The sequence below is a fragment of the Bacillus cereus genome (assembly GCF_002577405.1).
Lineage (GTDB): Bacteria > Bacillota > Bacilli > Bacillales > Bacillaceae_G > Bacillus_A > Bacillus_A cereus_AU.
Map to the genome: position 1 here is coordinate 341,430 of NZ_NULR01000001.1, position 13,914 is coordinate 355,343.

Here is a 13,914-nt window from a genome sequence, read left to right on the forward strand (position 1 = left end):
CTAAGAATGTAATTCCGTTCCACCTTACTGCTCCTAGGCGAGTTCAGGATGTCATTTGACTATGTCACACCAACCCATAGCTCTCTGTACAAATACATGACCTTACTACTCCTATTCAACACATTTTAATATTTAGAATATATTTTCTTTTTAAATTAATATGAAGTATATCGGTTATATTTATAACTGTCAAGGTATAGATTAAGTTTTTTGTCGAAAAGGATTTTTATATAGAGTTATAGAAAATATTTACAATAAAAATACAAGGAGATTAAAACGTTATGTCACTATTAAAGAATGGCTGTTTTTTTGTTATCCGCTCATTTTTCATCATTCTTGGCATTATTGCGATTTGTTCCTTACCACAATTGTTTTTCGGTACACCTCCAAATTCAGCAAAATCGCTAGCAATTCCGCCTACACCAACTTTACAATTCAATTTTAGTAACTATTTAGATTCGATATCAAATGTTATTTCTTCTTTGTTTCATCCTACAAGTATTACTTATAGAATTAGCAATGCTGGCACTCAGTCGCCAGACCGTGATCTTTTTCCATATTTACTAGAATCATATACGCATACATTAACTATTATGATTTGTGCCTTCCTTATCGCCCTACTTCTTTCTACTACTTTTACTATTCTTACATTTTACTTTCCTAAACGCATTCAATCTCTTATTCTTAAAACTTTACACGTACTAGAATCATTGCCAGACTTATTTTTTGTCGTTTGCGTACAGTTATTTGTCATTTGGATTTATAAAAATACAAATATACTCGTTACAGTACCGCTGAATTTCTTCTACTTGATACGTCAAGCTGTACCCTTCACGTACTTGTCCTTCTGTTGAAACTCGTACATAACCAACTACTTTCTCTTCCATATCAAACTCCCTCCCGTTACAGCAATTACAATCCCTGTAATGTTTACCCGTTTTTTTGCGGATAACGTATGCATAACGTTCATCCGTTAAAGCGTACTTTACGATGACTTCAAAAAATAACACAACCCTTTATTTTTTCCTCTACTATCGTCATACTCTGTTCACAGCCATTACAATCTATAAAAATTTAATACTAAGCACAATTATAAAATTATAATGTGTCTACTCATTTCTATCCTAAAATGCAAAAAAGCACTTGTTGCCTTTAATTGACAATCAAGTGCTTTAAGTTCATATGTTTTTAAGTTGCATAAATTTGTAAGTTTTGTAGTAACAGTATGACACCTTTTATATGTGGTGACAACTACTACGTTAAAACTTACGAGTTTGTACGAGTTCATTAAATTCATGTCCATTCTATGTATTTATATTCGTCGCCCAATAAAATGTCATCTCACCTAAGCTCGTACTTCTTTTTCTATTCTATCATTGCACATAGTACTCCATGATGGTACAACCATCATGAGGTCTATACTTTCAAACACCCTATCATTTTTCTTTCCACTACAAATATACTTTACCTTTATTCATCTACATATACGTTTATGCTTGTTTATCTTCAACACCATAATTGTTATTATTTTCTTCACTATTCAATACATAAAGTTGATAATGTATATTTCAATACCCTAATCTCTCTTAATCATCACCTAAAATTCTATCATCTAGCTTTTCTCTGTCTTCAGCAATTTGTTCATATGAACTAATAAGGTTACTTATATAATCAATTTGAACCTCTCGATTATCTTGAAACAAATGTACAGTAGCCCCCTTACTTATTAAAACCTCCATTGTTTTTTTGAAGTCTTTTAATTCATCTGTATCAAAATAATCACATTCTAGTACCACATTATTATCTTCTATATTTCTTTTAATATCTTGAATACTTGCTCCATTATTCTGTCTGATAATCGATACATACTTTAATTTATTTGAATCATCATCAATTTTCAGTCTCATCTTCACCATAAATTCTTACCTCCTTAAAAGTCTTTAATTGGTATTATAGGCTCACCTGGAATACTATTCCTCCACTTTCTTCCATGCCATCCGTAAAAATGCTCACGAAAAGTTACTGGATAGATTATTTCTCCCTTATCAGCGAGATGCGGATATTTTGCAGCACTATAACTATGATGCCCTGCAATCGGTTTACCATCAAATTTAGGAGTTTTACCAGCAAGAATATCTTTTAACTGTTCTTGGGACCACTCTCGAGTAAGCGGTTCATTATTTAATATTCTTTGTTGTTCTTGGTACCAAAATTCTTTAACTCCTTTATCCCGTCTTTTAGCAAATTTCTTATTCCAGATGTAGTCTGCATACTCTTGTTTTGTAATAGTTCTATTATCAATCTTATCTCTTAATGCTTTCATTTTCTTAGAACTCATTTGCTTTGTCGTAGTTGGATGCTGATTTAAATCTAATCCTTTTGTTCTCTCTGCTATAATATCTCTTGCTTCTTTTACATGAGGAACATCAGAGATTTTCTTACTAACTTCTCCCGTACCCTATGTTGTAATCTTAAACCCTCACAACAAAAAAACAAACCATGTAAACCTTATTAAACTACTTCTTTTTCTTCCACTACCGGCAACTCATAAGCTATTTTATATTTCATCATGCCATATACAATGTTTACAAGCCTTCTCATAATACATACCAATGCTTGACCTTTTGTTTTTCCCTCTTTAAGTTTCTTTTGATAATATGCATGAAACACTGGGTTTCTGGGTAACTTACTTCCTTTTGCTACTTGCACTTGCTGTACAGCTAAATTATAAAATAAAGCGTGTAGCGCCCTGTTTCCTTGTTTGCTTTTGTGTGTCTTACCTTTCCCACCAGAACCAAAGTAAACAGGCGCAATCCCCGCGAATCGTGCTAATTTGTTGGCATTTGGAAATCGCCTTACATCCCCAATTTCTGCAATTAATGCTGATGCCGTTACAAGTTCTATTCCCGGCATCGTCTCTAATTGATAATCTAGTAGATTTACTAACCGTTTTAATTCTCTTTGGATGTATTTCATTTCTTTCTTTTTAAACTCAATATCCCGTACAATACTTCTTACTAAAAAGTCTCGTGTTTCTTGATACTCTTTCATTGTTTGTCCATCTTCTTTTACAAGTTTTAATATGTCGCTTGCTTTCTTTACTGAACATGTATTGTTACTAACATCTAATAAAAAAGCTGTTAATTGCTTTATATTCGTCCCCTCTAAACAAGAGGGTGACGGATATTGCTGCCAAAACGCTAATGCTGTTTTCCCATCTAACTCTGAGAAAAACTTTTTATAGCTTGGATAATGATGGTTTAATTGAATATGTAGTTGATTCTTTAACGCACTTTGTGCTTTTACTAATGCATTCCTTCTTGAAACCAATTGTTGTATTGACCATAATAAATCGTTTGGCTTTGCATCTGGTAATTGATTAAATTTGTTTATCAATATGCGTGCTACACATTCCGCATCCCAACTATCATTTTTTTGTATCATCACTTGACTTTTTCGTTCTAAAAATGATAAAGCTGGATTTACTTCTTTTACTACCTGTTCGTGATCTACTAAATATTTCGCTAATGCTCTTCCATAACCGCCAACATCTTCTAAACCAAATACAACAGTTATCCCATCACACACATATGTCTCTACTTTTAATAAGAACTTCGAAAATGCAGATGGTTTATTATCAAATTGTATTTCTCCTAATTTCTCTTGCCAACAATTAATTATAACAGCCGTATGATGCTCCTTATGTAAATCTACCCCTACATACAAATAGTTCTGTCTATTATGCATAACTCATCCCTCTATTCAATGATTTAGTTATATATAAAAATGTCGGCAACCTTAGTTCGAGCGTTCATCTTCCGATGCGCATAGGTACGCAAGCCTATCCATTTTTCATCTCTTTAGTAGTATGTATAGTAAAATGAGCTAATTTTTTAAGTGAGTTTATAAAATAATTGCTGCATGTTGTCCTTTTGTTTGTATTTCCCCGTATTTATACATGCCACGATAAAAATTCTCTCTATCTAACATGCGTTTCACTTGTACTTTCGTAAATTGTTTACCTTTCGCTGTGCAGTAGCCTTCTACATTCAATTGTTCTGCCAATTGGGTAAGTGACCAATGTTTAAAAATGTGTCTTAACTCAAATAGTCTACGTACAACTACTGCTTTCCCAGCATCTACTTCTAACACCTTTTGTCCTTTTTTGGCCTTGTAGCCAAAAAGTACGCCACCACCTGCATATCCACCTCGTTCAGCCTTCTTCTTTCTACCTCTACTTAACTTCAATGCAATTTCAAGTCTTTGATATTGGTCTAATAGTTCTAACATGCCATTCACCAAAAAGTCATTTGGATCATGTGTGTAAATACTATAGCTTGATTGTTCAATTGCCTTCACATCTACTTCATGTTTCTTTAGTTCTCGTTGTATCAATACTTTCGCCATATCAGAGCGCCACAATCGTGATGTATTCAACACAACAACATAGCTTACTTGTTTATACGCCATATCGGACAATAGCTCTTGTAGTCCATCACGTTCAACTGTTAATCCCTCTTCATCAACAGTCGCTCCGCTTAATCCTCTATCTTCATACACACGAAGTAGTTCTAAATTTTTTTCGTTACAGTAACGTTCAATCTCTTCTACTTGATACGCTAAACTATACCCATCACGTACTTGTCCTTCCGTTGAAACTCGTACGTAACCAACTACTTTCTCTCCCATCATAAATCCCCTCCCGTTACAGTAATTTGAGTCCCTGTAACGTTTATCCGTTTTTTTGCGGATAACGTGTTCGTAACGTAAATCCGTTAAAACGTACTTTACGATGACTTCAAAAAATAATACAACCCTTTATTTTTTCTTCTACTCTCTTTATACACTGTACAAAGCCATTACAATCTATAAAAATTTAATACTTCGTGCACTTATAAAATTATAATGTGTCTACCTATTTCTATCCTAAAACGCAAAAAAGCACTTGTTGCCTTTAATTGACAATCAAGTGCTTTAAGTTCATATGTTTTTAAGTAGCGTAATTTTGTAAGTTTTGTAGTAACAGTATGACACCTTTTGTACATCATGACACACACTATATTAAAACTTACGAGTTTGTACGAGTTCGTTAGTTTAATATACATTCCATGTGTTTATATTTATCGCCCGGTAAAATGTCATCTCGCCTAAGCTCGTACTTTGTTTTCTATTCTATCATTGCACATAACACTCTATGATGGTACAACCATCATGGAGTATCTATTTTCAAACACCCTATTATTTTTTCTATCCACTTCACATAAACTTTATTTTTCATTCATCATTATATTTTTTAATCGTGTAATTCACTTAAAAAATCAGTAAATGTATCTGCAATGTAAAATACATTTTCTCTTGCAAGTTCTTCTACTTGTGCTTCTGTTAAACCTTCTTGACGCATTAACATTTCTTTTTCGCCAGCATTCTCATGTTCCCAAAATACCACAACAGGGTTATTTTTGTCATTTTTATAGTCAAAACATATTAAATTTCCTGCTGGGTCAAAAGCAAAAGGAACTAACTCTTTAGGTATAGTAGGGGCATAAGTACGATATACTTTAACAATATATTCGCTACTATCCGTATCATAAGAGAGCAATGTCCCAAACACTCTTGTTACTCCATCCACCTCAAACTTATATGGTAATACCGCTGAACCATTATTAGTAGTAGCACACTCTACATAATCACTTGGAAATATAAAATCCATCTGCTTACCCACTTCATATATATATTCTGCTGAAACCGGCTCATCTGGTACTGGCCATGTTAAATCTTTTCTCATCTAATTACGGCCTCCCCATACAATTAAAAAAGCACTCGTTGCCTTTGGTAAACAATCAAGTGCTTTAAGTTCATATGTTTTTTAGTAGCATAAATTTTGTAGTTCTTAGCTTGATTTTATATTACATCTTTCTATAAAAAACTGCAGTCCAATTGCATCTAACACTTGGGCTACACTTCATATCAGACATTTTTTCATATAAATGTTCTTAGTATATTATTTTTGTAACTTTAAACTAGCAATTAACTCATCTAAACTATCCGAAATCTCTTCAAATGAACCTCGTTCAAAATCCTCCAATTCAACCTTACCACTTACATTATCTAAAACAACTATCAAACCGTTCCCCTCTACACCTATTGGAGTCTTATCAACCTTATTATGATTGTTTTTATACCCTTCTAAATTACTTTCGAAGGAATCCAATTCAATATTTGGTAATACAGGTTCTAGCCTAATATAATGATTACCAATAAATCCATCTAAATCAGCAAACCAATAAGAATTAAAATAATCATCAATTGAAGTGTGCAGTTTAATTTCAAATCTTTCCTCAATCTTCGTTAAATCATTCTTATTATTTTTTTCAATAGGTTTCCATGAAATTTCTTCTTCATCATCCATTTCACCCTGATATATAAATGAATCAACTTCTTCGTTATATGGCGTTTTAAATAAAAAATCTAACCCTTTATCAAAATATTCTTTTCTTAAATTAAAATATTTGCTCATAGCATCCTTCATTACCAAAATAATCACCCTTACTTTTCTAAGAATTTTTCTAATAGTTCAGCATATTTTTGGTCATTTCCCCAAACTCCTGCGCTTTTCTCAGCATTATGAATCCCTCCTAAACCTGGATGTAGCTTTGAGGGTACAGCCACAGCTTGACCTCCACCACCAATGTGATGATGTATTAAAGTGTCATTATATAATTCTTTTAAATCATATTGGGGAAAATGTTTTCTAAACGTTGGATTGTTTATAGGTGCGAATCCTAATTCTATTTTTTGTCTATTTGACCTATTAAACGCTTCTGGGTACTTCTCTAACATCTCTTTCCAATAAAAATCTTTATCGCGTAACCAACCCTCTGCATTGGTGTTTTTTTGCCCTTTACCAACATAGGGCATCTCAACAGTTAACCGAGGATCCGCAGTATATTTAGCCTCTAGCTTACCTAAATCAGCACCACGATATGTTCTAATAGGATCATTAATATCACCTATCTTCTTAACCGTTTCACCCGTACCCTTAACACCCTTCTCCCCAACACTTTTCATATACTGATAAGCATCTTTCAGAGAATGCTGCCCTATCTCTCGGACCATTCCTACTCCTGGCATGACGTAGGCTTTTCCCACACCCGGGATCCACTTGTACTCCAGTAATGTTTTTACTGCGTGCTGGATCTTTTCATTCGCCTGCAAGAAAGTTGTTTTTACGGTTGTGGCACCTTTATTCCATAAGCTTCCGATTTTGTCGGCAAAGCCTTTTGCTGTGGAGGCTACAAAGTTTACACCCTCTTTTACTTTGTGGCTGGCTGTTTTTATGCCATCTACAGCTGCTTTTCCAGCTTTTCCGGCCACCATTGTTATGCCTTCGCCTAGTCCTTTTCCTGCTTTTACAATTGTCTTTCCAAAGCTAGAAGCGACATACTTTATTCCTTTTCCAGCAAGACTTGCGACTTTTCCGATAGGAACAAAGTTTAGGAGTGTCCATCCTGCGGCGATGAGTCTTTCTTTTGATGATAATTCTTTTCCTGTAATAGGGTCTTTACCGGTAACTGCACGAATTGCAACAATTTTTACTTATTCTCTTTAGAGAAAATATCAAAAATACTGTTATCACAAATCGCTTCAATTTCTTCCTTTACAAATAATTTTTGAAATTTTGTTCCTGGGTTCAATATGACATTTGCCTCTAAATCTATCGTCTTCAATAATTCAACTGCATTCATAGAGACATACGGACATTCTTCTGGAATAACCATTTCTAAATGTTTCAAATCAGAATACAGTGGTAACATTAATCCTTCTTCCATTTCAAAATAATGAATTTGCAATTGTGTATTATCAGTTGAAATCAAATTCCCTTCTTCATCTACAGTTGTATCTCCCTCTACAGAAGCAACAACGTATAAATTTGATTTCTGTAATATCTCATAAAAACGAAATCTTTTTTCTTCATTCTGTAAAGCTTCCACTAACGCCTCATCTAATGGACAAATTTCTAGTAAACTCATTGAACTTCACTCCTATTTGGAATAATTTCGCCACCTTACTCAAAGTAAGATGGCGAATTTTAAATCCAATTATTTTTTAACGTTCATAGATTTAATTTTTTCTACATTTTCTTTTGCTTGTTTAGTTATTTCTCCATTAATAGCATTTTCATATTTTTCACGAGTTAAAAATTCAAAACATTTATATGCATTATTCGTATCAGTTGCGGACATATATCCTGCACCTTTATTAAACATTTTTAGAGCTACCGTATTCATCCATTCTTTTGCATCTGCTTCTGGATATCCTAGTTCCATAGAATGATAAGTTAATTCAATTGCTGAAGCTAAATCTTCAATCGTATCTTTATTCCCGCTTACCTTTGCAGCTTCGAATGTACTCAAATACTCAATTTTCGCTTTTACCCCATCTTTAATTCCTAATTCTTCAATTCCTGGTGTTTTATATAAAATTTGATAGTTGTTTAAAGCAGCCTTATATTGAGTTTCTTCTAATTCTTTTGCTTCTTTGATTACACGACTAGCAACATCAGAAAATCCTGTTTTGTCAACAACACCACGTGAAGCTGCTTGACCATAATAATGTAAAGCATTATAAAGGCTCGTTTGCTCTTTTTTATTTGCTTCATCACTCGCTAATTGAATAAGCTGAATTCCCTCCATTTTTTTGGATGCACTATCAATCACACTCATACCGCTAATTTGGCCAATCGTTTTATCAATATCTTTTAACTGTGCAAGTAATGTGTATGATGGTAATACGGTTTTCCCTACTTCACTTTGCCATCCTGTCGTTCCATTTATTTTATTCCATTCATTTTCTGTATTTACCCATAATTTATTCGCATAATTAACCATTTCTTCTCTTGAACGTTCTAATGGATGCTTTGTACGAATTGCATTTGCAATATTTAATACCGCTGTATAGTATTCTCCTTTATTTGCAGCCTCGTTTGCTTTTCTTTCAAACATTAGCGGCATTAATAACTTATGAGATTCATCTTGAACGGATTTTTCTACCTTTTCTGTATTTGCTAATAAATTCGCTTTATTTATAGCATCTTCCACTGTAAAATTAGGATCTTTTATTTGTCCACGAAGTCCCTCTACAGCCGCAACAAATTGCTTTTCTAATTTTTCTTTTTGTTCTCCTGTTGCCCCGTCAATATACTGATTTGCTAATAGTAAAGCATTTTCATAATGTGGATTCGCTGGATTTAAATATGTTTCTATTTGATCAATCTCTTGACTAAATGGTTCAGACTTTACTTGTGCTTTTTGATTACTAGAATCTATAGTATTTGTTTTATCGTTATTTTTGGCATCTTCAGTAATTGAATCTTTTTGTTTTTTCTCATTTGATGTACTTGTTTCCTCATTTTTTTCTGTAACTGCTTTCCCTTCATTACTGCCAGTATCTTCTTTCACTTGGCTTGCTTTTTCTTTTGTTTCAGTTGCAGACAGCACTACTGATGTTTGGATATTAAGGTTCTTTAATTCTTCTTGTATTAGCTCATTGAAAATATCTTCTACATCTTGATTCGCTTTTTCTACTAATGTAGGATCTACACTTTCAAATACTGATGTAACTAAATAAAATTTACTTAAAGCTTGTTCTAAAGATGCTACATCCCCTGTATTTGACCACTCGCTTTTTTCTTCTGTTGCTGTTTGATAAACTTTTTCTGCTACAGATTTAATATAATCTTTCTTATTTTCACTTAAATATCTTTGTAGCTCTTCTTGTGTGGTAACCGATTCATTTAGTACATTCATTTGATTACGTAAATAGAATAATGCTCTCTCATTTGAATATTCACCACTTGTAAGAATTTGTTCTAAATTATCTAATGCTAACTTATGTTCAGCTATCGATTTCGATTTTGATGGTGTATTCAATTGGCTAACAAGCGTCCAGTCTTCTTTTTTGCTATAATAGTTCGTTAAATTATTTAATGCATTTTCATCCAGTTCTTTTTGACTCGTATAAAAATCATTAAAGAAAACAGATGAGTAGTATTTTCCATTTCCAGCGTACCACTCAACTAAAATATCACCCGTTTTTGGTGATACTGTAATTGTTGGTTGTGTTGGTTCTGGATCTGGCTTTGTGTCTGGTTTTGTATCTGGTTTTGTATCTGGTTTTGTATCTGGTTTTGTATCCGGTTTTGTGTCCGGTTTTATATCCGGGTTTGTATCTGGGTTTGTGTCCGGTTTTGTATCTGGGTTTGTATCTGGTTTTGTATCCGGTTTTGTATCCGGGTTTGTATCTGGGTTTGTGTCCGGTTTTGTACCTGTATCTGCTTTTTGTCCGTCTCCTTCTTGTACATTTGGTTGCTGTTTATTATCATTCGCCTTTCCCGGTTCCACCATATTAGTTGGCAACTCTAGCTTTTGTGGGGTTGGCGCATCTGATAATTTGATTTGTGGATCTTTCTTTTCCACCGACACTTCATCTGGCTTATACGTTACTGGCGTAATTGGTGATTTATTATTTCCAATTAAGTCTGCCAAATTAATAGTTGGTTTTTCACCCGGTTTTTCATCTTTTTTTGCAGGATCAGCAACTAAATTTGGGAACATAGACTGTAAATTGCCCCCTGTAATACGGTCATCTTTTTTCTCTTCTGTATTACTTGCTAGTTTTACTGGTTCTGTTCCTACTGTCTTAAAGCCTTTGTCATACACAAGATACCCCGATGTTCCAAGTAAAGCTACTGACATTACTGATATTGCAACCTTTTTTCCTAGATTATTATTATTGTTATTGTTTTCTTCCATGTTCTTTTCCCCTTTTCCTATCTTTATTGAATCCAGCCGTTTGTTTTCATTTCTGTTAGTTTTTCTTGCGCCGCCCTTACTTCAGATTCATTTTCATTTGCTTGTACAGTTTTTCTTAAGAAGCGACTCGCTTCTTCATATTTTTTCTGTTTAATTTTAAACATCCCGAATGCAAAATTCACATGCGGATTTTCATCATTTTGTGAATATGCTTCTGTGAAAAATTTCTCTGCTTCATTTCCTTGTCCCACTTTATCGTATAAAATCCCTATATTCACAAGCGTATTTATGTCGCGTGTCCCACTATTGACAACTCTATTGTAAGCTTCTAACGCTTGTTGATATGCGGCAGTACTTTTTGCACCATCTCGCGTTTCATAAAATTGACCCGCTTCGTAATACACAATTCCTAGTTGATTTAATAACTCAATATTGTTCATATCTTTCTGAATCGCTGCTTGTAATATATGAGATGCTTGTTGATAATTCATTTCTTTCTTCGCACTATCAATTAGGTTTGTTTTATTCCAAAGCACATATAAATTCGAAAGTTCAATTGTATATATAGCATTCTTTGAATCCTGTTTAATAGCTTCTTTAAAGAAAGATTCTGCTTTGTCTAACTGCACAGTTGCGGTTGATAGTTGACCTTTTAAATACGAAACAATTGCCTTATCCTCATTTGTTTTCGTGCTCATTTTGAGAATAACATCTTCCGCCTTTTCAAATTCTTTCATTTTCATATGACTTACAGCTAAATCTCGCATCGCATCTTTTTTGTATGGTTCAATTCCTTTTGCATTATTCGCTAACGCTTGTTCAAAATTTTGCACTGCTTCTTGATATTTTCCGATGCGGAAATTCGCTGAAGCTAATAGATAAGCAGCTTCATTATTTTCTTTATCTATTTCCCTATCTTTTATTAGTTTTGTAATATAATCGATTGCAATTTTATTTTTTCCTTCAGCAACGTAAATCGTTGCTAATTGGAGGTGCGCCTCGTCTTTTCCCTTCACAGCAATTGCATGTCCAACAGCTTCTTCTGCTTTTGTATATTTTTTATCATCATAAGCTTGTCGTGCTTGTTCCATAAACTTTTGATATTTAGCGTTTGTTGTGTAGAAATAAAATAACGTTGAACCACCTATAACAACAACTACAGTTGAGCCAATAATCAAAATCCGTTTTTTATTCTTTTTCCACCATGTAGAAAAAGCCGACGGTTCACTTTGTTCATGCGTTAATGTAAGTGGTTGATTCGATGCTTTTGCATTTAAAATCTCATCATCTATATCATATTCCACCTGTTTTTTCGTTTGTTTTCGGCTTTGTAGAATGCTATTTGGAACTGTAATTGTAGCTGCTACTTCTTGCTGCGGCTGTGTTCCTTGTTCTTCTTTTATCTCTTTAATAATGCTTTCAATTTCCTGTTTTAACGCATGATCAATGTTTGGAAATTGTACGATTCGTGAATAGACGAAACAAGCAAATTCTGCATTGTTTTCTCGTTCCAATTCAGTAGCTAGTTCCAAATAATTTTGTAGTACCATTTTTTGATTTATTTCAGGCTCTTGACTCTCCATAATTTGAATGATATATGCGAGTTCTTGTTTTAGAGCTGTTGATGGATTGAGTGAATTGAAAATTATTTTATATTCATATAATGCAGCTTGTTTAGACCCTCTCTCTTCTAGTAATCTTGCAATTTCCAAACATTTCGATACAAAAAGAGACTGTTCTTCTGCTGACTGCCTTTCCGCATCAATTTTTATTATTTCTCTTGCACTTTTAAATACATCGTACCATTGTGCAAAGCTTGGGCATTCTTCAAAAGCATTACTATTCCATGCCCGCTTAAATAACTGTGCAATTTCCCCATTCCATTGATCATGTAATACTTGCTGAAGTAACGTATATCTCTCACATTCGGTCTGCATTTCTTCCGTTCTAAAGTAACTTGCATCCGTCCATTTTTTATTTCGAACTTCTTCACTACACCAACTTAATATTTCCCCTAATAAAATGGCACCTGCAAATCGATCGGCTTCTTTTTGCCATACCCCACTTTTCAAATACATTGGCGCATAGCCCGCTGAACCTGCTGGCAATAATGAAGGTCTTTTACTTTTTGGTCCATACATTTGCTCAACATCAACAAGTTCAATATAGTGTTGGCCTTTAATTGGATTTTCACTTAAAAAAGGTATAAGTACGTTGCTAGACGATAAATCATTGTGAGCAACCTCATTTCCCTCCATCATTTTAAGTGTTTTAAGAAGTGCTTCTGCAATACAGAAACATTGTTCTTTTGATAGCATTCTTTGCTCTTGTAAAATATCAGCCCAAGTTGGCCCTTCAACCCAAGGCATTACAATACTATTAGCAAGGTCTTCTGACTTTTCAATAACAGATAGATGTTCTTCTTTTGTAACCGTGTATCGTGAGCATACTTTAAGACCGACTAAAGAAGACAGTGGTTTTAAAAATGCTAGTTGATGCTTTTCATCACGATAGCGCTCTTTAAAAACTTTTAACGCAATTCGTTCCATACCATTTTCATGTTGTAGTTGATAGACTGTTCCCTGTCTACCTTCTTGCCCATACGGCATTTCAATCCCAACTACTGCTGGATGTTTCTCAACACGATAAACATCTTTATTAAAAATAATTTTTTCTCCTACTTCCGGTCGGAATCCCATTTTATCCCCTTACTCTCATATGACAATTTTTCATAAAAAAGACCAGGAACAATAGCTCCTGGTCTTTTGCAATTGTTCTATTCTTAGTATGCGTTATCTGTGTTACGGAATTTATCAGCGATACGTTTCAAATCTGTTGAAATATTCTCTAAAATCGGAATATATTGTTGCATTGCTTGTTTAGATTGGATAAATTCTCCACGGAACTTCGCTTGTGTTGCCCCAGCCCATTGTCCTTCTAAACTATTAATATCGCCTTCAAGTCTATTAATTTGGCTTTGAGCTTCTCCTGCTGCGTTTTTAAAGTTTCCTGCGATTCTTTCAAGTTCTTCTGGTGTGATTTTAATTTCTGCCATCGTAATAATTTCCCCTTTCAAATCATAAATGATATAACTATTAGATTA

Annotated in this window: 13 protein-coding genes, 2 pseudogenes and 1 other annotated feature (1 of these 16 cut by a window edge); all 15 genes and pseudogenes read right to left on the bottom strand. The window is 33.9% G+C overall.

The genetic code is table 11. The annotated features are described in order from the left end of the window. Nucleotides 1-128, bottom strand: a binding site (T-box leader); it reaches 121 nt to the left of the window's first position. 143 nt (nt 129-271) lie between these two features. After that, nucleotides 272-439: a hypothetical protein gene (locus COC96_RS27840; protein ID WP_191965775.1), complete on the bottom strand. Its 168-nt coding sequence runs from the start codon at nt 437-439 to the stop codon at nt 272-274. Between the two features lie 340 nt (nt 440-779). Next, nucleotides 780-887, bottom strand: a pseudogene (locus COC96_RS01795) (recombinase family protein); the annotation flags it as partial. Between the two features lie 203 nt (nt 888-1,090). Further along, nucleotides 1,091-1,297, bottom strand: a complete 207-nt coding sequence (locus COC96_RS28335) for a hypothetical protein (protein ID WP_098266933.1) — start codon at nt 1,295-1,297, stop codon at nt 1,091-1,093. A gap of 289 nt (nt 1,298-1,586) precedes the next feature. Next, nucleotides 1,587-1,916 (bottom strand): hypothetical protein, encoded by a 330-nt coding sequence (locus COC96_RS01810; RefSeq protein ID WP_098768163.1) that lies wholly within the window; start codon nt 1,914-1,916, stop codon nt 1,587-1,589. Nucleotides 1,917-1,930: 14 nt separating this feature from the next. Next, nucleotides 1,931-2,323: a hypothetical protein gene (locus COC96_RS01815; RefSeq protein WP_002171736.1), complete on the bottom strand. Its 393-nt coding sequence runs from the start codon at nt 2,321-2,323 to the stop codon at nt 1,931-1,933. Nucleotides 2,324-2,511: 188 nt separating this feature from the next. Further along, a complete protein-coding gene (locus COC96_RS01820; RefSeq protein ID WP_098768164.1) occupies nt 2,512-3,747 on the bottom strand; it encodes an IS110 family transposase in 1,236 nt (411 codons plus the stop codon). A gap of 156 nt (nt 3,748-3,903) precedes the next feature. Beyond that, nucleotides 3,904-4,689 carry a recombinase family protein gene (locus COC96_RS01825; protein WP_098768165.1) on the bottom strand — a complete coding sequence of 262 codons (786 nt, stop codon included), beginning with the start codon at nt 4,687-4,689 and terminating at the stop codon, nt 3,904-3,906. Between the two features lie 203 nt (nt 4,690-4,892). After that, nucleotides 4,893-5,099, bottom strand: a complete 207-nt coding sequence (locus COC96_RS28340) for a hypothetical protein (RefSeq protein WP_098768282.1) — start codon at nt 5,097-5,099, stop codon at nt 4,893-4,895. A gap of 194 nt (nt 5,100-5,293) precedes the next feature. After that, on the bottom strand, nt 5,294-5,785 hold the full coding sequence (locus COC96_RS01835) for an SMI1/KNR4 family protein (RefSeq protein WP_098137760.1): 492 nt from the start codon (nt 5,783-5,785) through the stop codon (nt 5,294-5,296). A 216-nt stretch (nt 5,786-6,001) separates the two neighbouring features. Continuing rightward, nucleotides 6,002-6,517, bottom strand: coding sequence for a SecY-interacting protein Syd (locus COC96_RS01840; RefSeq protein ID WP_002101116.1), 516 nt, complete (start codon nt 6,515-6,517; stop codon nt 6,002-6,004). Between the two features lie 29 nt (nt 6,518-6,546). Continuing rightward, nucleotides 6,547-7,584, bottom strand: a pseudogene (locus COC96_RS27845) (pre-toxin TG domain-containing protein); the annotation flags it as partial. 8 nt (nt 7,585-7,592) lie between these two features. Beyond that, the gene (locus COC96_RS01855) at nt 7,593-8,030 is read right to left on the bottom strand and encodes an SseB family protein (RefSeq protein ID WP_098266653.1); all 438 of its coding nucleotides are present in this window, start codon (nt 8,028-8,030) and stop codon (nt 7,593-7,595) included. A 69-nt stretch (nt 8,031-8,099) separates the two neighbouring features. After that, a complete protein-coding gene (locus tag COC96_RS01860) occupies nt 8,100-10,811 on the bottom strand; it encodes a hypothetical protein (protein ID WP_098768166.1) in 2,712 nt (903 codons plus the stop codon). A 23-nt stretch (nt 10,812-10,834) separates the two neighbouring features. Then, nucleotides 10,835-13,510, bottom strand: coding sequence for a tetratricopeptide repeat protein (locus COC96_RS01865; protein ID WP_098266651.1), 2,676 nt, complete (start codon nt 13,508-13,510; stop codon nt 10,835-10,837). An 83-nt stretch (nt 13,511-13,593) separates the two neighbouring features. Continuing rightward, entirely contained in the window at nt 13,594-13,866 is a 273-nt protein-coding gene (locus tag COC96_RS01870) for a WXG100 family type VII secretion target (protein ID WP_098266650.1), read from the bottom strand. Nucleotides 13,867-13,914: the final 48 nt, after the last annotated feature.